19 protein-coding genes are annotated in these 24,980 nt (G+C 60.3%); 10 read left to right on the top strand and 9 right to left on the bottom strand.

Annotated features, from left to right (window positions below):
* Nucleotides 1-32: 32 nt before the first annotated feature.
* The gene (locus tag LG290_RS07675) at nucleotides 33-272 is read right to left on the bottom strand and encodes a hypothetical protein (protein ID WP_499836879.1); all 240 of its coding nucleotides are present in this window, start codon (nucleotides 270-272) and stop codon (nucleotides 33-35) included.
* Nucleotides 273-349: 77 nt separating this feature from the next.
* A complete protein-coding gene (locus LG290_RS07670) occupies nucleotides 350-568 on the bottom strand; it encodes a hypothetical protein (protein ID WP_499836878.1) in 219 nt (72 codons plus the stop codon).
* A 251-nt stretch (nucleotides 569-819) separates the two neighbouring features.
* Here LG290_RS07670 and cydD point away from each other — a divergent pair, with 251 nt between their 5' ends.
* The 6 genes from cydD (at nucleotide 820) to glk (ending at nucleotide 9,782) form a co-directional block, all read left to right on the top strand.
* A complete protein-coding gene (gene cydD, locus LG290_RS07665; RefSeq protein WP_499836877.1) occupies nucleotides 820-2,487 on the top strand; it encodes a thiol reductant ABC exporter subunit CydD in 1,668 nt (555 codons plus the stop codon).
* On the top strand, nucleotides 2,480-4,216 hold the full coding sequence (gene cydC / locus LG290_RS07660) for a thiol reductant ABC exporter subunit CydC (RefSeq protein WP_499836876.1): 1,737 nt from the start codon (nucleotides 2,480-2,482) through the stop codon (nucleotides 4,214-4,216). The genes cydD and cydC overlap by 8 nt, the downstream gene beginning before the upstream one ends.
* A gap of 151 nt (nucleotides 4,217-4,367) precedes the next feature.
* A complete protein-coding gene (locus tag LG290_RS07655) occupies nucleotides 4,368-5,783 on the top strand; it encodes a cytochrome ubiquinol oxidase subunit I (protein ID WP_499837061.1) in 1,416 nt (471 codons plus the stop codon).
* Entirely contained in the window at nucleotides 5,780-6,781 is a 1,002-nt protein-coding gene (cydB, locus tag LG290_RS07650) for a cytochrome d ubiquinol oxidase subunit II (RefSeq protein WP_160418898.1), read from the top strand. The genes LG290_RS07655 and cydB overlap by 4 nt, the downstream gene beginning before the upstream one ends.
* Nucleotides 6,782-6,924: 143 nt before the next feature.
* Nucleotides 6,925-8,814 (top strand): phosphogluconate dehydratase, encoded by a 1,890-nt coding sequence (edd, locus tag LG290_RS07645; protein ID WP_499836875.1) that lies wholly within the window; start codon nucleotides 6,925-6,927, stop codon nucleotides 8,812-8,814.
* Entirely contained in the window at nucleotides 8,814-9,782 is a 969-nt protein-coding gene (gene glk / locus LG290_RS07640; RefSeq protein ID WP_499836874.1) for a glucokinase, read from the top strand. Before edd ends, glk begins: the two co-directional genes overlap by 1 nt.
* A gap of 2 nt (nucleotides 9,783-9,784) precedes the next feature.
* On the opposite strand, the gene LG290_RS07635 is transcribed toward glk, so the two are convergent.
* The 5 genes from LG290_RS07635 to LG290_RS07615 form a co-directional block, all read right to left on the bottom strand.
* Complete coding sequence (locus LG290_RS07635) at nucleotides 9,785-10,447, bottom strand: bifunctional 4-hydroxy-2-oxoglutarate aldolase/2-dehydro-3-deoxy-phosphogluconate aldolase (protein ID WP_499836873.1); 663 nt, start codon at nucleotides 10,445-10,447, stop codon at nucleotides 9,785-9,787.
* A 46-nt stretch (nucleotides 10,448-10,493) separates the two neighbouring features.
* Nucleotides 10,494-11,987, bottom strand: a complete 1,494-nt coding sequence (gene zwf, locus LG290_RS07630) for a glucose-6-phosphate dehydrogenase (RefSeq protein ID WP_160418894.1) — start codon at nucleotides 11,985-11,987, stop codon at nucleotides 10,494-10,496.
* Nucleotides 11,988-12,106: 119 nt separating this feature from the next.
* The gene (locus tag LG290_RS07625) at nucleotides 12,107-15,217 is read right to left on the bottom strand and encodes an efflux RND transporter permease subunit (RefSeq protein WP_499836872.1); all 3,111 of its coding nucleotides are present in this window, start codon (nucleotides 15,215-15,217) and stop codon (nucleotides 12,107-12,109) included.
* The gene (locus LG290_RS07620; protein WP_499836871.1) at nucleotides 15,214-16,596 is read right to left on the bottom strand and encodes an efflux RND transporter periplasmic adaptor subunit; all 1,383 of its coding nucleotides are present in this window, start codon (nucleotides 16,594-16,596) and stop codon (nucleotides 15,214-15,216) included. The genes LG290_RS07625 and LG290_RS07620 overlap by 4 nt, the downstream gene beginning before the upstream one ends.
* Entirely contained in the window at nucleotides 16,584-17,210 is a 627-nt protein-coding gene (locus LG290_RS07615) for a TetR/AcrR family transcriptional regulator (RefSeq protein WP_499836870.1), read from the bottom strand. The genes LG290_RS07620 and LG290_RS07615 overlap by 13 nt, the downstream gene beginning before the upstream one ends.
* A 297-nt stretch (nucleotides 17,211-17,507) precedes the next feature.
* Between LG290_RS07615 and LG290_RS07610 the strand changes: the two genes are divergently transcribed.
* The 4 genes from LG290_RS07610 (at nucleotide 17,508) to iscB (ending at nucleotide 23,708) form a co-directional block, all read left to right on the top strand.
* Complete coding sequence (locus tag LG290_RS07610) at nucleotides 17,508-18,416, top strand: MBL fold metallo-hydrolase (protein ID WP_160418890.1); 909 nt, start codon at nucleotides 17,508-17,510, stop codon at nucleotides 18,414-18,416.
* A 142-nt stretch (nucleotides 18,417-18,558) separates the two neighbouring features.
* A complete protein-coding gene (locus LG290_RS07605; RefSeq protein ID WP_160418889.1) occupies nucleotides 18,559-20,325 on the top strand; it encodes a SulP family inorganic anion transporter in 1,767 nt (588 codons plus the stop codon).
* Between the two features lie 106 nt (nucleotides 20,326-20,431).
* Entirely contained in the window at nucleotides 20,432-21,988 is a 1,557-nt protein-coding gene (locus LG290_RS07600; RefSeq protein WP_499834726.1) for an IS1182 family transposase, read from the top strand.
* 349 nt (nucleotides 21,989-22,337) lie between these two features.
* Complete coding sequence (gene iscB / locus LG290_RS07595; RefSeq protein WP_499836869.1) at nucleotides 22,338-23,708, top strand: RNA-guided endonuclease IscB; 1,371 nt, start codon at nucleotides 22,338-22,340, stop codon at nucleotides 23,706-23,708.
* A gap of 178 nt (nucleotides 23,709-23,886) precedes the next feature.
* On the opposite strand, the gene LG290_RS07590 is transcribed toward iscB, so the two are convergent.
* The gene (locus tag LG290_RS07590) at nucleotides 23,887-24,417 is read right to left on the bottom strand and encodes a chromate transporter (RefSeq protein WP_160418887.1); all 531 of its coding nucleotides are present in this window, start codon (nucleotides 24,415-24,417) and stop codon (nucleotides 23,887-23,889) included.
* Nucleotides 24,414-24,980 carry a chromate transporter gene (locus LG290_RS07585; protein WP_160418886.1) on the bottom strand — a complete coding sequence of 189 codons (567 nt, stop codon included), beginning with the start codon at nucleotides 24,978-24,980 and terminating at the stop codon, nucleotides 24,414-24,416. Before LG290_RS07585 ends, LG290_RS07590 begins: the two co-directional genes overlap by 4 nt.

Genomic DNA, 24,980 nt, shown 5'->3' with positions numbered 1-24,980 from the left:
CAAGCCTCCTCTGCTTTGCGTGGATAACAGGTTCAGGAGGGCGGCCCTGGTTTTATCACCAGCAGGTTAGCTGGATCACCGTTATGCAAAATGATATTTGCATCCATGCTGCCTGCGGAAAAATTGATCACCTGGCCGGGCTTTAACTCCATTTCAACCTGGCAACCGCTGTCGCTAACCAAGCTGATGGAAAGAGGGATGGACGCTGTATTTTCAATACTGGCGGTTTCATCGGAAAATATTTTTTCAAAGCTAGCGGGTGCCTGAGTCATGGTCACTGTTCCCCCCATTGTGGTGATTTATACCCCCCTCTTTCTATCCAAAATAATAGGCGGCTTTTTCTGGCTCATTATTTTTCTCGCAAATATTTGATCAGGGCCAATATCCCGAGCACCAAAAGCACAATCAGAAGAATCCAGACAATCATCATAAAGATTGCCATGATGCCCATGCCCGACATTATTCCATCCATCATGCCGTTTCCTATGCGGCTTGGAGCTTGAGCCAACGCAAAAGCGGGCAAAAAAAGTCCCAGCATCCAGAGAAAAAAGTTCTCAAAATATTTCATCGCAACTCCATTATGGCTTTGAAGTGAATTTATCTTACGGTTTAAAGGCAGGTCGCCGACGGACACTGACCAAGATAGAACGTAAGTCTCTCTCTTGGAAAAAATATTTCAGGAAGAGTCACCGCCAGCGTTCTAACCTGGCCGGGAGACGCACAATGCGAGTCGCTTTGCCGCACTCCCCTTGGTGATGGGTCACTTTCGTCGTAGGCTTGATAGCGATACCAAACTTATACATCGCTAAAGGAATTATCATGCCTGCGCTCACTGCCAAAGGGTTACTGAATGACCTTGCGGCGACTCAGCGCCGTCGTTTAACGCTGGCGGTTATCAGCGGCGTGGGTGCCAGCGCATTGACCTGGGTGCAAATGGGACTATTTGCCTGGCTGGCCAGCGCATTGTTGGTGAATGCACAGCCGCTTGGGCGCCTCACGCCGCTGTTTGTGATCTGGCTGCTACTATTGCCGCTACGTGGACTGCTCACCTACGCTCAAGAAACGCTGAGCCAGCGGGCATCACTGGTGATTCGCAAGCAGTTACGCCAACGCCTGCTTGATCACCTAGCCGCTCTCGGGCCGGTACGCTTGGCGAGCTACCACTCCGCGTCGCTATCCTATCAGCTGGTCGAGCAAGTGGAGGCGCTGGACGGTTACTTTGCCCACTTTCGCGTACAGCTCTGGCTTGCCATGTTGCTGCCACTCGGCGTGTTGATGATAACACTGACGCAAGACTGGCTAGCCGCCCTGTTTTTACTGCTCTCCGCGCCGATGATTCCGCTGTTCATGGCCTTGGTAGGCATGGGTGCTGAGCAACTGAACCGCGACCAGTTCGCTGAAGTGGCACGCCTTTCCGGCCACTTTATTGATCGCGTGCGAAGCCTCACTACGCTGCAGCTATTCGGCCAAACGTGTCAAGCCGAGCAGAGCGTACGGGCGGCCTCGGAAGGCTACCGTGCCCGTAGCATGCGCACCTTGCGTTTAGCATTTCTCTCTTCCGCTGTGCTGGAGTTTTTTGCTTCGGTCGCTATTGCGGTAGTGGCGATTTATGTCGGTTTTGGCCTGTTAGGCTATATCGACTATGGCCCCGCCGATGAGCTAACCCTGTTCAGTGGCTTACTGGTACTACTGCTTGCGCCCGAGTTTTTCCAACCACTGCGAAACTTGGCGCAGCGCTACCACGACCGCGCTGCTGCCTTGGGCGCCGCAGATAGCCTGACCCATCTATTAAACGAGCCTCTTTTCATCCGGCATGCCCACACCACAGTAACTCCCCCTCATACCAGCGATACACTCATCGAACTGGAGGGCGCCAGTGTCACGCACCCTGGGCGTGGAATTGTCCTGGGGCCGGTCACGCAACAGTTGGCACGTGGAGAAACCGTTGTCGTCACTGGTGCTTCGGGCAGCGGCAAATCCACCCTGCTACAGCTGCTCGCAGGTTTTGTGGCGCCCAGTGACGGCGAGCGCCGTCCGGCGGATGCGCTTCGCTTTGCCTGGATGGATCAGCGTCCACTGTTGATTCAAGGTACGCTGGCCGATAACTTGCGCTTGGCCGCGCCCCAAGCCAGCATTGACGACCTGCATCAAGCGCTGGAGAGCGCTCACCTCGGCGAATTGATCAAACGGCTACCTGCGGGTATCGACACCCCCATTGGCGAACGCGGCTTCGGCCTATCCGGCGGGCAGGCACAGCGTTTGGCACTGGCGCGGGTGTTCCTGTCTCAAGCGCCACTGGTATTACTCGATGAGCCTACCGCCAGTCTAGATGAAGCTACCGAGCAAGACGTGATCGCAGCGTTGCAAACGCTGCGTCATGCTGGGCGCACCCTGGTGATCGCCACCCATCACCCCGCCTTGATGGCCCTCACCGACCGCCACTGGCAAATCCGCAACGGCCACGTTCTGGAGGTGCCCCATGGCTAAACTCAATTCTCTGGCCGTCACGTTCCGCCCCTGGCTGGCCGTCCTCGCCAAACGGCGTAAACGGCTTGGTTTGGGGGCAATGCTGATGGCACTGACGCTGTTTTCAGCGCTGGGCCTGCTCGCCGTCTCAGGCTGGTTTATTACTGCCACCGGCCTCACCGGTTTGTTGCTCGCCGCTGGCGTTGCCGCCTCGCTTGAGGTGTATGTTCCTGGCGGTGCGATCCGCTTTTTTGCCGTTAGCCGGACCGTCAGCCGTTATGTGGAACGACTGTATAATCACGATACCGTACTGCGCCTGCTCGCCGATCTGCGTACCCAGCTATTTGGTGTGCTCGCCGGCCTGGATAGCCGTGCCCTGGCGCAGCGCCGCGCCAGCGACTGGCTCAACCGCCTGACAGCCGACATCGACACCCTGGATAGCCTCTATCTGCGTCTGCTGGCACCGACTGCCGTTGCGCTGCTTGCGATTCTGCTGCTCAGCGGTGGGGTGGCACTGTTCGTGCCCTTAGCCGGCGGTTCGCTCGCGGCACTGCTCCTGCTTGGCTGGCTATGGCTGACACTCGGCCAGGCGCGACTGGGCCTGACGGAAAGCGAGCGTCACGTCGGCCAGCTCGAGGCGTTGCGCAGCCGCACGATGGAGCAGCTGCAGGGCCTGGCAGAGCTCAAGGCGTACGGAAGTTTGGCCATTCACCGTGAACGGCTGAGCACCATTGAGCAACAATTGCAGCATGCCCAGCAGCGCCTGGGGCACTGGGTCGCGCTGGGCAATGCCTTGGAAGGATGGCTCGTCAGCGCAGCCACGTTAATGACGCTATGGCTCGCCGCGCTGGCGTGGCAGGCGGGCAGCATCAGCGGTGCAGTGATGGTGATGCTGCCCATGGCGGTGCTGGCCATGAACGAGGCGCTCGGCGCACTACCCGCCGCCTTTACCTGGTTTGGGGCGACCAAAAGTGCCGCGGAGAGGTTGAACCAGCTGGAGGCGCAGCGTCAGCCGGTGCGAGAAACGGACACGAGCGACCCGGGCAGTGCCCACGAAATGGTATTAAACGCTGTTAGCGTTCATTACCCTACAGCCCTCTTGCCCGCGTTAGATAATCTGTCACTAACGCTCAAACCCGGCGAACGCTGGGCAATTGTGGGAGCATCCGGCTCGGGAAAATCCACGCTGGCAATGCTCATCAGCCGGCAACTTACACCCACTCAAGGGCATATCATTCTTGGCGGCATACCGCTTGAAGACTGGCCCGACGCGGCACTGCGCCGACGAGTCGCGGTGCTCACGCAGCAAACCGAACTTCTGGATGCCAGCTTAGCGACCAACCTGCGTCTCGCTAATCCAGACGCCAGTGAAGATGCCCTGTGGCAGGCGCTTGAACGCGTCGCCCTGACGTCCTGGGCACAGACATTGCCCCGCGGGTTAGATACATGGGTCGGGGAAGGTGGACGCCGACTTTCCGGCGGGCAGGCACGCCGAGTCGCATTGGCGCGTCTTTATCTATGCCAACCGGACCTGGTCATCCTGGACGAACCATTTGCCAGCGTTGATGAGCCCACCGCACAACGCTTGTCTGCTTCTTTAGACGCCTGGCTAAAAGAGCGCAGCGTTATCTATCTCGTTCATGACATCAGTAACGGTGCTCCTGCCCCACCCGGTATTACCCATACCCTGAGACTGGTAGAAGGACGCCCGCAGCACGGCTGCGACAATACGTCATGGCGCAAACATTAACAAATATTAACTAAACCCACCCCTTTCGTTTAAAATAGATCTACGTAATAAGCATATTCCGTTAAAAAATAAATGCCTGATACGCTTGATTAATAAGGCTTTATTCTTGGATGCGCTTATCTCTTCCTTGCGACATGCGTTGGAGGTCATCATGGAGCTGGATCCCCTATTATTATCCAGGCTGCAATTTGCCTTTGTAGTTCTTTTTCATGCCATTTTCCCAGTGTTTACCATTGGCCTGGCATCCTATATCGCCCTCTTACACGGATTATTCTATAAAACCGGAAACACCGCATGGGACCGCCTCGCTCTGTTCTGGACCAAGGTATTTGCGGTGGTCTTCGGCATGGGCGTGGTCTCGGGCATTGTCATGTCATTTCAGTTCGGCACGAACTGGAGCAACTTTGCCCTGGCCACCTCTAACTTTTTAGGTCCGGTGCTTAGCTACGAGGTAGTAACGGCATTCTTCCTGGAAGCAGCGTTCTTGGGTGTGCTGCTGTTTGGGCGCAACAAAGTGCCTGAGGGTGTTCACCTGTTCGCGGCGATCATGGTTGCCATCGGCACGTTTATCTCCTCATTCTGGATTCTCTCGGCCAATAGCTGGATGCAGACACCCGCCGGCTACGAGCTAATCGACGGTCGCTTCCATATCACCTCTTGGGCAGAAGCGATCTTCAATCCGTCGTTCTGGTACCGTTTCACTCACATGGGCATGGCCTCTTTCCTCACGGGTGGCTTCGTCGTGGCTGGCGTGAGCGCTTGGTTCCTGCTGCGCCAACGTGATGTAGAGGCGAACAAAAAAGCACTCTCCATGTGCCTATGGTTACTGCTGGTGCTGACGCCGGCTCAGGCGGTGATCGGAGACTTCCATGGTCTCAATACGCTGGAACATCAGCCTACCAAGCTCGCGGCCATGGAAGGGAACTGGGAAACCCAGTCCAATGTGCCACTGCTTCTGTTCGCCATACCCGATCAAGACACTCAGACGAACCGTTTTGAAATCGGCATTCCCGACCTGGCAAGCATCATCTTGACCCACCGCGCCGATGGCGAGGTACCCGGCATCAATGAAGCTGCACCTGAGCAACAGCCGCCGGTAGCGATTGTGTTCTGGTCGTTCCGCGTCATGGTCGGGATTGGTGTCTTGATGATCGGTGTGGCGCTGACCGGGCTATTGCTGCGCTGGAAAGGTCGGGTGTTTGAAAGCCCGCTGTACCTGAAAACATTGGTGGCAATGATCGGCACTCCCTTCCTCGCGGTTCTCGCCGGCTGGATTGTGACCGAGGCCGGTCGAGCGCCGTGGTTGGTTTATGGCCTGATGACACATGCTCAGGGGTTGACACCTTCGCTCACCGGCGCCATGGCGCTCTTTACCCTGATTGGCTATATGGCGGTTTATGGCGTGGTGTTTGTGGTCGGGATTTACTACCTGGGCCGTGTCATTGGTGAAGGCATGCTCCCGGGGTCCGATGAAAAGGACAGCGATGAAGTAGAACGTCCGAAACGTCCGCTCTCAGCGGCCCATACCCCCCTTGAGGGGGATGACATAAAGGGAGCTAACGCATGATGGGTCTCGACCTTACCTTGATTTGGGCAGCAATTATCGGCTTCGGCATCATCATGTACGTGCTCATGGATGGCTTCGATCTGGGACTGGGGATCCTGTATCCCTTCGCCCCGGATGAAGAATCCCGTGATGTGATGATGAACTCGATCGCGCCAATATGGGACGGCAATGAAACCTGGCTGGTACTCGGTGGTGCCGGCCTGCTCGGAGCCTTCCCGCTTGTCTACTCGGTGTTTTTGCCGGCGCTCTACATCGGCGTTTTTCTTATGCTCGCCGGGCTGATTTTCCGCGGCATCTCCTTTGAATTTCGGTTTAAATCCAAGAAAAATCGCCACTGGTGGAACCGCGCCTTCTGCTGGGGCTCAGCGGTAGCCGCCTTTGCCCAAGGCGCCGTGGTCGGCGCATACATTCAAGGCTTCGCGGTGGTGGATTTCGTCTACGTGGGCGGCGCCCTTGACTGGTTGACACCCTTTAGCGTTCTTACCGGCTTAGGCTTGATGGCAGGCTATGCGTTACTGGGTGCCACGTGGCTTATTCTCAAGTCTGAAGGCCATGTACAAGCCTGGGCCTACAGCATTGCGCCTAAACTGCTGCTGGCAGTACTCGTGGTATTCGGCATTGTCAGTCTATGGACGCCCCTTGTCAGTCTGGAAGTCCGCGCTCGCTGGCTCGATCAGCTGCATCTGATCTGGGTCTTTCCGATCCTGGCCATGGCCTGCGCCGCCATGCTCTACCGTTCGGTTAAGCGCCAGCAAGAGGGTTTGCCATTCGTAATGGCGCTGGGGCTTTTCATTTTCACCTACCTGGGTCTCATCGCCAGCAAATGGCCCGTCATTGTGCCGCCTGACTATACTATCTGGGACGCCGCCTCCGCACCGGAATCACAGCTCTTCCTGCTCGTTGGGATGATATTTGTGATCCCTGTGGTGCTGGCGTACACCGCCTGGTCATACTGGGTGTTCCGCGGCAAGGTCAAGGTTGGCGAAGGGTATCACTGACACACCTTTAGCTGTATAGGCTATATGTATGTTGGGCGCCCAAGTGGCGCCCTTTTTATACGATTTATAAGTCAATTGCCGCCATACTTATTAGTAGTAAAACTACAATACTACCTCACCGTCTCCACCACGCAGAGGTCTCTATGCCGAGCTCAATACCCGCCACCTTAAATACCACTGTTACCGAGGTTACCCAACGCATTCGTGAGCGCTCTGCCGAGCGGCGCGCCCTTTACGAGCGGCGCATGGCCGACCAGCACCGCCGTGGCGTGCACCGCGGCGAGCTCTCCTGCGGCAACCTGGCCCACGGCTTCGCAGCCTGCGGCGAGACGGACAAGAACTCGCTGAAGCTGATGAATTCGGCCAACCTCGGCATCATCTCGGCCTACAACGACATGCTCTCGGCCCACCAGCCGCTGGAAACTTTCCCCGAGACCATCAAGGCCGCCGCCCGCGCCATGGGCTCCACCGCCCAGTTCGCCGGCGGCGTGCCGGCCATGTGCGACGGCGTCACCCAGGGCCAGCCGGGCATGGAGCTGTCGCTGTTTTCCCGCGACGTCATCGCCATGGCCACCGCGGTGGGCCTCTCCCACAACATGTTCGACGCCGCGCTCTATCTCGGCGTGTGCGACAAGATCGTCCCGGGGCTATTCATCGCCGCGGCACGCTTTGGCCACCTGCCGGCCATGTTCGTACCGGCGGGCCCGATGCCCAGCGGCCTGCCCAACAAGGAGAAGGCGCGCATCCGCCAGCTGTACGCCGAAGGCAAGGTGGGCCGCGAGGATTTGCTCGAGGCCGAATCGCAGTCCTACCACAGCCCGGGTACCTGTACCTTCTACGGTACCGCCAATTCCAACCAGCTGATGATGGAAGTGATGGGCCTGCACCTTCCCGGCACCTCCTTCGTCAACCCCGGCACCGAGATGCGCGAGGCGCTGACTCGCTACGCCACCGAGCAGGCGATTCGCAACACCGAGCCCGGCGGCAACTACCGTCCCTTCTACAAGCAGATTGACGAGCGTGCCATTGTGAACGCGGTCGTTGGACTATTGGCGTCCGGCGGCTCGACCAACCACACCCTGCACCTGATTGCCATGGCCGCTGCGGCGGGCATTACCTTGAACTGGGACGACTTCACCGACCTTTCGGCGGTGACGCCCAGCCTGATGCAGGTCTATCCCAACGGCCAGGCCGACATCAATCACTTCCAGGCCGCCGGCGGCACGAGCTACCTGTTTCGCGAACTGCTGGGAGCGGGCCTGCTGCATCGCGATATTCCCACGGTGTTCGGCACCGACCTGACCGCCTACACCCAAGAGCCCTTCCTGGAGGCGGGCAGCCTGGTGTGGCGCGAGGGGCCGGTGGCGAGCCTCGATGAGGACGTGCTGCGTGGTGTGGAGGCGCCCTTCGCCGCCACCGGCGGTCTCACCGTGGTCGACGGCAACCTGGGCCGCGGGGTGATCAAGGTCTCGGCGGTCAAGCCCGAGCACCGTCTGGTCGAGGCGCCGATCCGGATCTTCGAGGACCAGAACGACCTGAAAGGTGCCTTCGAGGCCGGTGAGCTTGACCGCGACGTGATCGCCGTGGTGCGCTTCCAGGGCCCCAAGGCCAACGGCATGCCCGAACTGCACAAGCTGACGCCTTTCCTGGGCGTGTTGCAGGATCGGGGCTACAAGGTGGCGCTGGTCACCGACGGGCGCATGTCCGGTGCCTCCGGCAAGGTACCGGCAGCGATTCACATTAGTCCTGAAGCCCTGGACGGCGGACCGCTCGCCAAGCTGCGCGACGGCGACATCGTGCGCCTGGATACCGACCGAGGAAGCCTCGAGGTCAAGGTCGACGCCCATGAATGGGCCCGGCGCGAGCGGCGCATCGGCGAGCTCGACCACTACCACGTGGGCCTGGGGCGCGAGCTGTTTGGTGGCTTTCGCCACCTGGCGATGCGCGGCGAGGAAGGTGCCGGGGTGTTCGGTGGCTTCGAGGCCGACGACCTGGCGCGCCAGGAGGGCCAGATCCACGGCGAGGACGCCTGATGACGCCTACCGCCCTGATCGGTGATATTGGCGGCACCAATGCACGCTTCGCCTTGGTGACGTCGGGCACCTTCGAGCCCCATGACATCCGGAGCCTTCCCTGTGCCGACTACCCGGGCCTGATCGAGGCGCTCCGCGACTACCTCGGCCGGGTCGGGCTGACAGGCGATGCCGCCCCCCGTGAGGCCTGCCTGGCCTTCGCCTGCCCGATCCGCGGCGATCGGGTGAGCATGACCAACAATCCCTGGAGCTTCTCCCGGGAGGCGGTCCGGCAGACGCTGGGGCTCAGCCTCTTCAAGACCATCAATGACTTCACCGCCCAGGCGCTGGGCGTGCCCCATGTGGCCGGCAGCGACCTGGTGGACGTACAGCTCGGCGAGGCGGCTCCCCATGCGGCACGGCTGGTGATCGGCCCGGGTACCGGCCTTGGCGTGGCCGGGCTCTATCCCGGGCGCCACGCCTGGATCCCGCTGCCCACCGAGGGCGGCCATGTAAGCTTCGCACCCACCGACGAGCGCGAGCAGGACCTGCTGCGGCATTTCCGCAACCGCTATGGGCGTGTCTCGGTGGAGCGCATCCTCTGCGGCCAGGGGCTGCTCGACCTCTACCTGGCCCACTGCTCGCTGAAGGGTGCCCCATCGCGCCATGCCAGCCCGGCCGAGGTCACCCAGGCGGCGGCGGACGGCGACCCCGTGGCCCGGGATACCCTGCTGCGATTCCTGAAGATCCTCGGCGACGTCTGCGGCGATGCCGCCCTGACCATGGGAGCCCGCGGCGGGGTCGCCCTGTGCGGCGGCATCCTCCCACGGCTACTCGAGTGGCTGCCCGAGAGCCGCTTCCTCGAGGCTTTCAACGCCAAGGGACGCATGAGCGCCTATACCCGGACCATCCCGATACAGGTGGTCACCGCACCCTGGACGGGCCTGCTGGGCGCCGCCGAGGCCCTGCAAAACGAGGAGGTCAAGTGAATTCAGTGGTGAAAGCGCGCCGCTGCCTGGCGGGCCAGTTCACGAATACCGTCCCAATCCTCTGCATCTACCATCGCTTTGGGCGTTAGCCAGGAGCCGCCGACACACATGACGTTAGGCAGGGAAAGGTAAGACTCGGCGTTATCCACGGTGATACCTCCGGTGGGGCAGAAGCGTGCTTCCGAAATGGGGGCACCAAAGGCTTTAAGCGCTTTCACGCCACCGCTGGATTCAGCGGGAAAGAATTTGAAGCGACGGTAGCCATACTGCCAACCGGTCATCAGTTCAGAGATGGTAGACACCCCGGGCAACATCGGAACCGGGCTTTCGATGCCGTAGCGGTAGAGCGCTTCAGTGGTACCAGGGGTAACCACGAAATCGGCCCCCACCTGCTCGGCCTGGCGATACTGCGCCGGGGTCAGCACGGTGCCAACGCCGATGCTGGCACTCGGCAACGCTTCACGCAAGCGCTTGATCGCTTCCAGCGCACAGTCGGTACGTAGGGTGATTTCCAGCACGGTCAAGCCACCCTCCACCAAGGCGCGGCCCAGCGGTACGGCATCTTCAATGCGCTCAATGGTGATTACCGGTATCACCTCTGCTTTCAGACAGATGCTGTCTAGCTCGGCAGTACGCATTGAGGGTAGCTGTTTATCGATTGTCATCAGTGAATCTCCAAGCAATCATGGTATTTGACATCCTTCACCCCTATCAATAATCCTCGTACCAGCTGCGGCCATCCTGGGTAATCATGGCAATGGAGGCGACCGGCCCCCAGGAACCTGCCGGGTAGCGGCGCGGCGCGGCTTCGCGTGCTTTCCAGCCGTCGATCAGCTGATCGCACCAGCGCCATGCGTGTTCCACCTCGTCGCGGCGCACAAACAGGTACTGCTGGCCTTTCATCACCTCCAGCAGCAGGCGCTCGTAGGCATCCGGTATCCGCGCTTTGGGGAAGACGCTGTTGAAATCCAGATGCAGCGGGCCTTGGCGTAAGCGCATGCCTTTATCCAGACCACTATCTTTGGTGAGCACCTGAAGTGCAATGCCTTCCTCTGGCTGCAGGCGAATAATCAGCTTGTTAGACGCAATGCCCCGCTGGTCGGGGTCGAAGATGTAGTGTGGCTGTTGGCGAAAGTGGATGACAATTTGTGACAGTTTTTCGGGCAACCGCTTGCCAGTTCGCAGATAGAACGGCACGCCTGCCCAACGCCAGTTGGTCACTTCGATTTTCATGGCCACGAAAGTTTCGGTCTGGCTCTGGGGGTTAGCGCCCTCTTCTTCCAGGTAGCCCGGCACCGCCTGGCCATTGCTGGTGCCGGCAATATACTGACCACGCACCACGTCGCGTCCCAAGGCTTCACCCGTAAAGGGCTTCAGCGCTTTGAGGACTTTTACTTTCTCATCCCGAATGGCGTCGGCATCCAGGTTGGAGGGTGGGTCCATGGCGATAAGACAGAGCAGCTGGAGCAAATGGTTCTGCACCATATCGCGCAGCTGGCCCGCTTCGTCAAAGTAGCCCCAGCGCCCTTCGATCCCCACTTTTTCTGCCACCGTGATCTCAACATGGGAAATATGGTTCTGATTCCACTGGGTGCCAAAGAGCGGGTTGGCAAAGCGCAGGGCGATCAGGTTCTGTACCGTCTCTTTACCCAGGTAGTGGTCAATGCGGTAGATTCGTGACTCGGGGAAAACGGCACCGATGGCGTCGTTAATCTCTTTGGACGAGGCCAGGTCATAGCCGATCGGCTTCTCTACCACCACACGGGTATCGTCATCCAGGCTGTCACTGGCCTGCAGGTTATGGCAAATATCGCCGTAGATACGCGCTGCCACTGAGAGGTAAACCACCATCGGGCGGTTGGCACCCTCGCGCCACTGGCGCACTGCCTCGAAGCCCTCGGCGTTGGTGAAATCAAGCTTTAGGTAGTCAAGCCGACTCAAAAAGCGCGTCAAGCTCTCCTTGTCCTGCTCTTCCTTTTTTAGCCGCTTTTGCAGCGCACCGTTGACCAGTTGGCGAAATGCGGCTGTATCGTGTTCTTGACGCGCCAGTCCCATGATCCGCGTGCTTTCAGGCATTAAGCCTTCACGGTCAAGTTGATACAGCGCAGGAAACAGCTTGCGCATGGCAAGGTCGCCAAGCGCCCCAAAAAGCGCTAAATCAATAGCGTGTTTCGGATCGCCAAGCAAAGCATGTGACTGGCTCATCTCAGCTCCTATTTATAAACAGACCAATAATGTAGTTAGATTACTGCATCCATTGCCCGCCCCAACTGGAGACTCCCACTCATTGTCGTACCAGGCCATGCTTTTCACCAAATGGCCATTCACACGGGAGTGGTTGGCATCGAAGTCTCTGAGGTCCAGCCCCAGTCGTCGAATAGCACGTAGAGCGCCGGGATCACCAGCAGCACCAGCACGGTGATGGTCAGCAGCCCGAACACTACCGACACCACCAGGGGCTTGATGGCGTCCGCCTGGGTGCTGGTCTCCAGCAGCAAGGGCAAAAGGCCGGCGATGGTGGTGGTCGAGGTGATCAGGATGGCGCGGAAGCGGTCTCGGCTGGCCTGGCCGGCGGCATCCGCGGCCGCCATTCCCGCTGTGCGGTTCCCCTTGATGAACTGGACCAGCAGGATGGCGTCGTTGACCGCGATACCGGCGAGTCCGGCGGCACCGATGAGCGAGGGCATGGAAAGGTAGTAGCCCATGATCACGTGCCCCCAGATGGCACCGATGAAGGTCAGCGGGATCGCCAGCATGACGATCATCGGCTCCACATAGCTGCGAAACTGGAACGACAGAATCACGAAGATACCCACCAGACCGATCAGCAGGGCACGGCCGATTGAGCTTCCTGTCTCGGCGGAGCTGGCTACCTGCCCCTCGAAGCTGACTTCCACCTGGGGATGGCGCCCCTTGAAGTCGGTCAGCCAGCCGCTGCCCACCAGATCGTCGACGATGGCTTGAGCACTGGCCTGACGAGCGTCGACGTTGGCCTCCACCGTGACCGTGCGCCGTCCATCGATGCGGGTGATACGCGCCCATTCGCGACGCTCGGCTACCTCGGTCACCACCGAGAGCGGTACCCGGCTGCCGTCGGGGAGCATCAGCGTCTGATCCGCCAGGTCATCGAGGCTGTCGCGGTCGGCCTCGGTCTGACGCACCAGTACCTCGATCTCCTGCTCGCCGATGCGCTGGGTATCGGCGATCTCGCCGAGCAGGGCGGCGCGCAACTGGCTGGCTACCTCTTCGGCGGTAAGCCCCAGGCCGTGGGCGCCCGACGCCAGGGAGTAGGCGCGCTGAGGCTTGCCCAGGCGCTGGTCGTCCATGACATTGTAGACCGCCGAGTAGCCTTCAAGCTGCTCGGCCAGCTCAAATGCCGCCGCCTTCATGGCGTCCAGGTTCTCGCCGGTCAGGCGTACTGCCACCGGTACCCCGGCGGGGCCGAAGCCTGGCTCTTGTATGATCAGACGCTGCAGACCCTCGACCTCACCGATCGCCTTGCGCCAGGCCTCGGTCAGGACGTCCAGAGTCAGGGTACGCTGCTCGGCGGTGAGCAGGTCGACGCTGACCGTGGCCACATGGGGTCCTGTCTCGCGGGCACTGAGGTTGTGATTGAAGCGTACCTGAATCGCCTCGACCAGCGCCGCCCCCGCCGGTTGCTCGGGAGAGTAACGCGCGTCAAGTTCGCGTATCGCCGTCTCGACCTGCGCGGCTACCATTTCAGTGCGCTCAAGGGGGGTGCCTTGGGGCATCAGAATGCGCGCCTCCAGCACATCGCCATCAATGTCGGGCATCGCCTCGCTGCCGACGTGGCCACCGGCCATGAAACCGGCCGACCCCAGCATCACCGCCAGCACCGTCCCCAGCACCGCATAGCGAAAGCGGATCGCCCGGTCGGCCAGCCGCCCTACGCCCTCGCGGAAACGCTCGAAGCCGCGGTCGAAGGCCGCGCGCAGTCGCGAATCATGGCCCTGCGGAAGGTGCTTCACGCTGCCTTTGAGATGATGAGGCAGGATCCAGAACGCCTCAATGAGGCTCGCCGCCAGGGCGGCGATCAGTACCACCGGCAGCACCTCCAGCACCGCGCCCATTTCACCGGCGAGGAACGACAGCGGCGCGAACACCACCACAGTGGTCAGAAACGACGACAGCACCCCCGGCAGCACCTGGCGAGTGCCTGCCACCACCGCCTCCAAGGGTGTGGCGTCTCCATCAGCATGGGCAACGATATTGTCGACGATGACCACAGCATCGTCCATGACGATGCCGATGGCCATGAGCAGGGCCACCAGGGTGATCATGTTCAGCGACAGTCCCGATACTGCCATGACGAAGAAGGCACCCATGAACGCCGCCGGCAGCCCCAGCACCGCCCATAGCGCCAGGCGCGGGCGGAAGAACAGGCTCATCACCAGCCCCACCAGCGCCAGGCCCATGAGGCCGTTGGTCACCAGCATCTGCAGGCGGTCGCGGACGATGCTGGTCATGTCCTGGGTCAGGGTCAGCGAGATATTGCCGTCGAAGCGGTGGTACTCCGTCTGGATCAGTGCTTCGAGTTCCTCCTTCACCGTCAGGGCATCGTCGCGCAGGCTCTTGCTCACTTCCAGCAACAGCGCCGGTTCGCCGTTGAAGCGAATCTTCTCTTCCTCGCGTTCGCCAGTCTCGGTCAGGGTGGCGATATCGCCCAGAGTCAGCTCGCCGCCAGCCGGGTCGGACATCACCACCAGGCGCGAAAGCTCCGCAAGCGAGCGACGCTGGTCGGTGAAGCGCAGCAGGATATCGCGCTCGGGCGTCTCCAGGGTGCCCAGCGGCAGGTCCAGGCTCTGGGCCGAGATCCGCCGTGCCAGCTCGCGGGCCGAGAGGCCATGCTGGCCGAGCACCTCGCCGGGCACCTCCACCTGCCACTGGCGCTGGGACATGCCATGCAGGGTGACGTCCGCCACGCCGGGCAGCGTCATGATGCGCTCTTCCAGGCGCAGGGCGTACTCCTCGAGCTGGCCCGCGGGCATGTCGGCCGACACCGCGACCGCCGCCACCAGGTCGCTGCGGTGAAGCTCACGCACCACCGGCGCCTCGGCCCGGGCCGGAAACTCGCTGATGGCGCTGACCTCGGTGTCGATCTCGCTGAGAAAGCGCAGAGGGGCGCCAGCGGCCTGCATGGTGGCAGTGGCGCTGGCCAGGTTGTCCTGGGCCACGCAAATGAACTCCTCGAGGAACTCCACCCCCTTCACCGCCTCATGCAGGCGCCGGCACAGGGCGTCCTCCACGTCGGCGGCGCTGGCCCCACGATAGACCACCTCGACGCTCACCTCCACGGGGCGATAGTCGGGAAAGGTCTCGCGCTTGAGTGACGGGGCGGAAAAGAGTCCCGCGGCCAGCAGCAGCACCAGCAGCAGATTGGCCGCGGTAGGATGGGCAGCGAACCAGCGAATCATGGCTGCGCTCCCCTTTGTCCTTCACCCAGCGCCTGATCGGCAATGCGCGCCTCCAGGGCCTCGTCGCGACGTGGCGCCAGCGCCATTCCGGCGATTGCCGCGGGCAGGTCATCGACCACCAGGCGCTCGCCAGGGTCAAGGCCCGCCGCGATCACTGCCAGGTCGCGCTGTTCGAAGGCCACGCTCACTGCGCGCCGCTCGAGGCGCGCCTCGGCATCCACCAGCCACACCTCACCTTGGTGCACCGCACTGGCCGGTATCACCAGCTGAAGCTCCGGGCTGGGCGCGGTAAGCCGCGCACGTACATACATGTCGCGCTGCAGCGGAGGACGATCCGGCGGTCGGGCATCGCGGTAAGGATGCTCGACCCTCACCACCGCACGCACTGTACGGGTGGCCGGGTCCAGCCCGCTGGCCACGCGCACCAGCTCCCCCGACCAGCCCACATCCGGCGCCCCCGCCAGCGCCAGTTTGGCGTCCACTGCGGAGAAGTCCAGGCGCTCATCCAGGTCGAGCCCCTGACCGAAGGGTTCATCGGGCAGGACCGCGCCCAGCAGGCGACGCATCATGGCAATGGGAATGTGCGCCTCCACCTCGGCGGCGGCCAGACTTTCGGCCTGGAACAGCCGCTGCCCGGTGCCGATGAACTGGTAAAGCTCCACCTCCACCTCCGCCAGACGCAGGTCATAGGGTGCCACGAAACGGGTATCCGCGAGATCCTTCCGGGCCTGGGCCAGGCGTACGGCAGCCCGCTCACGCTGGGCCTGGAGCACCTCGCGTCGCGCAGGTACAAGCGCCAGGCTGTTCTCCAGCGAGGTCACCGCCTGGCGCTGGCCCAGGGTGCTGCGCCGTTGCTCGTCGCGCCGCGAGGTGGAGACCGAGCCGCTAGCGGCCAGGCGCTCGATGCGCGACAGTTCCTGCTCGGCCAGGGCGAGCGCCTCTCTCTCCAGCGCCAGCAGGCGACCGGTATTCTCCTCCTCGGCCTCAAGCTGGGCCAGCTCGCCGGCCAGGCTGGCCAGCTCCGCTTCGGCCTCGGCGATGGCCAGCTCATAGCGGCTGGGGTCCAGCGCCACCAGCAGGGTACCCTCGGGCAGCAGGGTGCCGCTCTCCAGCTCCGGGTGGCGCTTCACCACCCGCCCCGCCACGTTGGCCACCGCCTGCCAGGTCTCGGCGGGACGCGCCACCCCGTGGCCGCGCGCCTCCAGGCGGAATGCCAACGGCCGGGCCTCGATGATCCGCACCGGAGTCTCGGAAGCCGCTGTTTCCTGGCGCTCGGGAGCCTGGCGGTTGATCACCAACAGGACCAGAAGCGCAGCGCCCACGGCCACACCGACGACTACCGTCAGCCACCGCCCCAGCCGCCGCATCAAAGGTCGCATGAGTCACCCCCTGCCTTCATGGCGATGCCGTGCCGGTAGAGGTCGAAAGCTGCGGGTGCCCGGGCGACGATACCCGCCACATCGCCGGCGATCAGCGATTGCAGCACCAGCCCCTGGAGCGTGCCGATGAACTGGGTCGCCGCCGCATCCAGGTCGAGCCCGGCTCGCAGCTGCTCCCGCTGCTGGGCCTCCTCGAGCAGGCACAACAAGCGCTGGTGATAGCGACCCATCAAGCTGCGCACCATGCGGCTGGCGGGCGTTGACCCAGGGTGCTGCAGCTGGCCCATCAGCAGCCGTGGCACCCCAGGGTGTTCGGCAATGAAGGCAACATGCGCCAGGTACATCGCCTCCAGCGCCGCCAGCGGATCCTCGATGCCCTTGGCGGCGTCATTGACCCGCGCCATTACCCGCTCGGCCACCCAGGCCACCACCGCCTCCCAGATGGCAGCCTTGCTGGAGAAGTGACGAAACAAGGCACCTTGCGTGACGCCCATGTGCTGGGCGATGCGCCCGGTGGTCAATGTGGCGGGTTCTTCCTCCCCGCATAAAGCGATGACCGTCTCCACGGTGCGTTCGCGGCGCGCCTCGGCCGGGAGGTTACGTTTGGCAGTCATGGGCATTTCCAAAAGATAGTAATTAGTCACTATCTTAATGGGCGGTACGCCATGACACCAGACCCTAAACCACCATCACTATGATCCATGTCAAAAGCGCAGCAGTGAAGGCAGTGGAACAGGGGGTCCGATAAACCCACGCTATTATAGTTATAGTTGTGACCAGCTTTTCTTATATAATTTTATGGTCTAACTTTATAATATTAATTGCGCAGCATTATCCTTAATGAGTACACTGACCAGCACGGTCAGTTTCATCTCTGTGGTTTTACCCCGTGTCATTTTCAGGAGGCACACATGCAAACGTTTTCGCTTTCTCGCAGCACCGCCACCAATCATCCGGATGTTGCCGGGTTTTTCGACCCACGCACCTCTAGCGTGCAGTACATCGTCAGCGACCCGGCCACGCGCCAGTGCGCGATTATCGACCCGGTACTGGATTATGATGAGAAATCCGGCGCCACCGCCACACATCACGCAGACGAGCTCTTGGCCTACGTCAAAGAACAAGGCCTTGAGGTGCAGTGGATTCTGGACACCCATCCGCACGCAGATCACTTCTCTGCCGCACACTACCTGCAAGAGAAAACCGGTGCGCCCACCGCAATCGGTAAATACGTCACTGACGTTCAAGAACTTTGGAAAGGCATCTATCACTGGCCGGATTTCCCCACCGATGGTCGTCAGTGGGATCAGCTGTTCGCCGAGGGCGATACGTTCAAGGTAGGCGAGCTCGACGCTCGGGTAATGTTTTCGCCGGGGCATACGCTGGCATCGATCACCTACGTGATCGGCGATGCGGCATTTATTCACGACACGATTTTCCAGCCGGACTTCGGCACCGCCCGGGCCGACTTCCCCGGCGGCGACGCTAAAACGCTGTGGAACTCCATTCAGGCGATTCTGAGCCTACCCGACGACACACGCCTGTTCACCGGTCACGACTACATGCCCAATGGCCGCGAGCCGCAGTGGGAAAGCACGGTGAAGCAGCAAAAGGCGGAAAATCCGCACTTGGTGGGCATGGATGAAGCCGACTTCATCGCCCTGCGCAACGAGCGTGACCGCGAATTGCCGATGCCCAAGCTGATTCTGCATGCGTTGCAGATCAATACCCGTGGCGGACGTTTGCCGGAACCGGAAGCCAACGGTCGCCGCTACCTGAAAATCCCCCTCGACGCCCTGGAAGGCGCCGCCTGGGATTGATATCCCTTGATCCGCCGCCCGCTTCACGGCGGCGCTTTCACGTTCGCGTGCCGAAGATATCCGGTACGTGCCGCGGGCATGATCTTGAAGGGCACCGCAACAGGTTAGAAAACACAACCGATCGCAGCGTGTGAGACATGCAATGCAAATAAGACGCTACTTCCCTATCTTACAATGGCTGCCGCATTACGGACGTAAACCACTGGTCAGTGATTTACTCGCCGCACTGATCGTGACCGTCATGTTGATTCCTCAATCACTGGCCTACGCGATGCTGGCGGGTCTTCCCCCGGAAGTGGGTCTTTACGCCAGTATCGCGCCGCTAGTCATTTATACCCTGTTTGGCACAAGCCGTACGCTCGCCGTAGGCCCTGTTGCAGTCGTCTCACTCATGACCGCCGCTGCGATTGGTAACATAGCAACGCCCGGTTCTTCCGAATACATGGCAGCGGCTCTCATATTGGCGCTGCTATCGGGAGCCATACTGGTCTTGATGGGCCTTGCAAGGCTGGGTTTTCTGGCCAACTTTCTGAGCCATCCGGTCATTTCTGGCTTTATCACCGCATCAGGTCTGATCATTGCCGCCAGCCAGACAAAACACATTCTTGGCATCGAAGGAAGCGGACACACGCTAATAGCCTTGGGCCAAAGCATGGCGGCCAATGTTAACCAGCTTAACTTACCGACGCTGGCAATCGGTGTAAGCGTCCTTGCCTTCCTTCATGTCACGCGTCGCTGGTTAAAAAGACTACTTATCTCTCTCGGGACAGCGGCTCGAGTGGCAGATATGCTGACCAAAGCGGCGCCGATCCTCGCCGTTGGGGTAACAACCTACATCACATGGGCATTCGGCTTGGATCATCAGGGCGTCGCCGTTGTCGGTGACATTCCTTCTGGATTTCCGCCACTCACCTTGCCCGGTGGTGATAGTGGTGTCTGGCAAGAGCTGTTTCTCGCCGCACTGTTGATCAGTATCGTCGGGTTTGTCGAATCCGTGTCAGTAGGACAAACGCTGGCAGCGAAACGTCGCCAACAAATTGATCCGAACCAGGAGCTGATTGGCTTGGGTACTGCCAACATCGCTTCGTCTTTTACAGGTGGCATGCCGGTTACCGGAGGGTTCTCGCGTTCAGTCGTCAACTTCGAAGCCGGTGCAGAAACGCCTGCTGCTGGGGCCTTCACAGCTGTCGGCATAATGCTGGTCACTCTTTTCTTCACGCCCTTAATTGCCTACCTTCCCATCGCCACCCTAGCTGCCACGATTATCATCGCCGTTTTATCATTGGTGGACTTCGGTACGATCCAGCGTACTTGGCATTACTCGCTTAGCGATTTTAGCGCCATGCTGGCAACGATCGTCGTAACGCTTGGCATTGGCGTCGAGAGTGGCATTATAGCCGGCGTGAGCCTCTCATTAGCGCTTCATCTTTATCGTACTAGCCGTCCGCATAGTGCCGTGGTGGGGCGTGTTCCGGGCAGTGAACATTTTCGTAATGTGAAACGCCACGCCGTGGAAACCGACCCGCATCTTGTGATTCTGCGAATAGATGAGAGCCTTTACTTTGCCAATGCCCGCTACCTGGAAAACACCGTTACCGCGATAGCTGCAGGGCAACCGCCTCTTCGGCACGTAGTCATCGCATGCCAGGCCGTCAATGTCATTGATGCGTCAGCTCTGGAAAGCCTGGAAACCATTAATGCACGCCTTCACGATATGGGTACCACCTTGCACCTGGCCGAAGTAAAGGGCCCGGTAATGGATCGACTCAAGAAAACAGCGTTTATCAATCAATTAACGGGGCAAATATTTCTCAGCACTTATGACGCCTGGCAGGCCCTGCATTCCCCGGATGATCACAACAGTACTCATGAACCGCATTGTGTAACTCTGCCTTCGTCACCACCCTGAAAACGGCATTCGTCAACTACCTCGCCCTGAAGAGGGTGTCGCGAAAGGGATAAAGCCGTAAAATGATTTCTCTTTTGCCTGAGAGCTTACCGTGACGACCGCATGTATGCCCACGCCTGATGACAGGCAGTTTTCGCTTTTTCAGGTGTCGCCTGCTTCGTCCACCCCATCCTCTCGCGTCACGGCAACCTCGTCGGGACGACGCTTTCTGCACGGTGATGCCACGGCGATCTTCCTGGGCATGACACCGCTTGAAGAGCATCTGAGGCAGGCCGGAATTCGCGCTCCTTTTGTGGTGGCCGACCTATTGGATGCCCAAGACTGGACACCCTTCGAGGATCGCTATGCCGCCACAGGACGTGCACCCTATGCGCCACGCGCGATGATGGGGCTGATTCTCTATGGGATAATGCACGGGGTCTCATCACTGCGGGCGCTGGAACGGCTGGCACGTGTCGACTTGGGATGCATGTGGGTGACCGGAGGCATCGCTCCCGATCATGCCAATATCGGGCGTTTTATCTGCCTGCATGAACAGGCCTTGGCGCAGGAGTTTTTCGAAGCGCTGACACGTACCGTTCTGGCCAGGACGGCGACATCCACCGCATGCCTGGCGGGTGACGGGACTGTGATCGAAGCTGCCTGCTCTCACTATCGTCTGCTCAGGGAGGAGGCGGTACGCACCCGGGTCAGTGACGCCCTGACACGCCATCAACAGACCCCTCTAGAGCAACAGGACGAGACCCGGCAGCAGCTGGATAGAGCGCACGCCTGTGAACAGGTTCTTGATGCGAGGATCGCGGCACGACGGCGCCATGGCAAGCGTACCGATACGGTTCGTGTCAGCCTGACGGAGCCAGAGGCCGCCATGCAGCGACAGAAGCGTGGACGCGGCTTTGCGCCGGCTTATACGCCCTCCGTCCTGGCCAATGAGGCACGGATCATCGTGGCACACGCCGTTGATCCCACGAGCGAGACGCGCGTGGTCGGTGAGCTGATCGATCAGAGCGAGCGCGTGGAACCCAAGACCCCACGCGAGCTTCTGCTGGATGCCGGCTATTTTGATGATGGCGTTATTAACGCGACACTGGCTCGTGATGTCAGCCTGCTTTGCCCGCCCAGGCCCAGTACCACTGACAAAGCGAAGGGCCTGTATCATAAAAACCTGTTCACTTACGATGCCGAACAGGATGTTTACTACTGTCCAGCGGGGCAGCGGCTTCAGCTCATCAGTCATACGCGAGCCTCGGCACGCTCGCGTGAGCAGTCGGTTTATGCCTGTGTCACCTGCGCGGACTGTCCGCAACGGATCGCTTGTACCCGTTCAGTCCGGGGGCGCCGAATCAGACGTTACCCGGAGGACGAGGCACGCCTGGCACTGCAACAGATCATGACCCACCCGGGTGCCCAGGCGGTATTCCGGCAGCGAAAGGCCATGGTCGAGCCAGTTTTTTCAGCGCTACGTCAGCAACAGGGACTGTCTCGCTTCCGGCGCCGTGGGCTGGCGGGTGTCAAACGCGAGTTTGCTTTGCATGCCCTGGCTTACAACCTGGCTCGCGCTGTAGCGCTGAGCCTTTATCATCGTCTCTGGGATCGGTTGTGGAGATGCCTGGGATTATCTTACCTAGCAACAAAGGAAATGATCGCGGCTGCCAGGGTGTGAGTGATGATGTCGTCCAGCCTTCGACGTCGCTGAGCATCGGTTTAGTTATGAGTCGTTAGGAGATTTGCGACAACCTCTGAAGGACGAGGCTTGTGAAAACAAGCCCGGTTGACCAGGGAAAGCGGTAATCAACCCGCTACGTTTGCAATAGGTCGTTAAGACCCACCGCCGAATGCTTCACTCAGTTCGGCGCTCTGGAAGATCAGGATCATGCTGGTGAAAGGTAAAGCGCCGAAGGTTCTGATCGCTGCGGCAACGCAGGAGCCGGTTGCAGACATTCCCGAGGGGAGACAGGTTGAAAGACCTGCGTCACCAGGCCCGTAAGGGTTCTATTTTAGAAGGAGATCGCATGGCGGTTTTCGTATTGGGAAAGAACAAGCAGCCATTGATGCCGTGCAGTGAAAAACGCGCACGCCTGCTATTGGAGCGCGGTCGGGCGGTGGTGGTGAACCTGACCCCTTTTGTGATCCGGTTGCGGGATCGCTGCCTGAGTGACGGCACCTTGCAGCCAACCCTGCTGGCCGCTGATCCGGGCAGCAAGGAAACCGGCCTGGCGCTGATGCGCCTGGAAGACAACGCGACGGATGAGCAGACACCGGCGATACGTCATGTGCTTTGCCTGTTTCAATTGGTGCATCGAGGTTTCCAGATTCGTCAGGCACTGGCGCAACGGGCCGGTTTTCGCCGGCGGCGTCGCAGCAAGAACCTGCGCCATCGCAAGCCACGCTTCGACAACCGGACGCGCAAGAAGGGCTGGCTGCCGCCCAGCTTGCAACACCGGGTCGATACCACCATGGCTTGGGTGGACAAGCTGTGCCGTTGGGCACCGGTCACGCACCTGAGCATGGAGCTGGTGCGCTTCAATCTACAGAAGATGGAAAACCCCGAGATTTCCGGGGTCGAGTATCAGCAAGGCACCTTGCTTGGCTATGAGGTGCGCGAATACCTGCTCGAAAAATGGGGCCGGGCGTGCGCCTACTGCGGCACCGGTGATACACCGCTGGAGATTGAGCATGTGGTGCCCCGATCTCGGGACGGCTCGGATCGGGTGAGCAACCTGACCATCGCCTGTCACGACTGCAACACCGCCAAGGACAGCCAGTGGCTTACCGACTTTTTCGCTACCGACAAGGGACTCAAGAAACGGTTGAAGGCCAACGGCTTGTCGGCAGCCGTTCGCCTTGAGCGCGTAGAGCGCCAGCTCAAGTTACCGCTTCGGGATGCCACTGCCGTCAATGCCACCCGTTGGGCGCTGTTTGGTCCCATGAAAACCACCGGCCTGCCGGTCGCCGTGGGCAGCGGCGGTCGCACCAAGTTCAACCGCCAGCGCCTGGGTATTCCCAAGACCCACGCCCTGGATGCGGCCTGTGTTGGAAACGTCGAGTTCCTAAAGAGTTGGCAAGTACCGACGCTGGTCATCAAGGCCATGGGGCGTGGCAGCTATCAGCGCACCCAGCTCGATAAGTACGGTTTTCCGCGTGGCTACCTGATGCGCCAGAAGCAGGTACAGGGCTTTCAGACCGGCGATAGGGTCAGGGCGATTGTCCCGACCGGTAAGAAGGCCGGCACGCACACGGGTCGCGTGGCAATCCGCAAGACCGGCAGTTTCAATATTCAAACCGAACAGGGTGCGATCCAGGGGATTTCCTGGCGCTACTGCACCCTGCTGCAACGTGGTGATGGCTACGGCTACCACCCGTTACCCACGATTCAAGCCTAAAGGAGGCGCGGATGGGGAACCCCGAGTCGTGCTGCGCACGACGCGCTATCCCTCCCGGCACTAAAAGTACCGGGTATCCCGCGCAAAATCTGATGAGGGTCTCGCTCAGCGGCGTGATTTTGCATTGCCGACTGGCATTGGCCATGAAAGTCGAACCGCCAGGCATAGATACGTCCTCCTATCCAAGCAGTAAAGCGCCGTAACCGAGTCCGAAACAGACGACGAAAGCTGGGTGGATGCGAGTCTTCAATAGAAGTACGGCGGCGATACTCCCGATGATTGCGGTATGTAGAACACCCATACCCTCAATGCTCTCGGCCAGAAAGGACCAAGTGAGATATCCCATCAAGACCATGACTACTGGCCTCACCCACTGGCTCATCGACTTAACCTTGATCGAATCGCGATAGCGGTAAAGCGTACCCAAGGCCAGCAACATGATCAGTAGTGACGGAGCTACCGTGGCAAAGGTGGCAATCAGCGCGCCGGAGATACCCGCCACTTCAAAACCGATATAGCCAGCCATCTTGGTGGCAATCGGGCTAGGCAGGGCATTGCCTAGAGCCAAGGTTTCGGCAAAGGCTTGCGAAGTCATCCAGCCGTAGCGACCCACCACCTCGTTCTCGATGAGCGGAATAATCGCCGGACCGCCACCGTAGCCAACGATATTAGGAATGAAGAAGGCCAGAAAGACATGCCAATAGATCATTTAGTAGTGATCTCCTTTCTGTGCTGATGCTCGGGACGCAGCAGAGCCGCGATGAGAATCGCCCCGATCACAATGCCCGGATGAATATCCAGCCAGTAGATGAGCACGCCAGCCACGGCACCCATTAACAGGGTGATGATCCAACCCAGATTGCCCTTGGCTTTCTTGAAAAAGTCCCAGGTGAGTTGAGCCATCATCACCATCACCACCGGCACTACACCTTGGCTCATGCCCTGCATCCAGCGCTGGTCGCTATAACGACTGAACAGGCCGAGTAGAGCGATCATTGCTAAGATCACCGGGCCGATCACGGCAAGAACGGCGTTTAGGCAACCCATCGTCCCCCCCACCCGGTAACCGATGGTACCGGCCATCTTGGTGGCAATCGGGCCCGGCAAGGTGTTGCCGATGGCCAGAACATCGGCGAACTCCTCGTCACTCATCCAGGCGTAACGCTTAACCACCTCCTGATAGACCAGCGGAATCATCGATGGCCCGCCGCCGAAGCCAAGCAGGCCAATGCGCAGGAAGGCGAGAAAAAGCTGTCCTTGAGTTTTGAGCAT

Origin of the sequence: Halomonas sediminis (genome assembly GCF_044871105.1) — a bacterium.
GTDB lineage: Bacteria > Pseudomonadota > Gammaproteobacteria > Pseudomonadales > Halomonadaceae > Vreelandella > Vreelandella zhuhanensis.
This window is presented reverse-complemented; position numbering and strand designations above follow the sequence as displayed.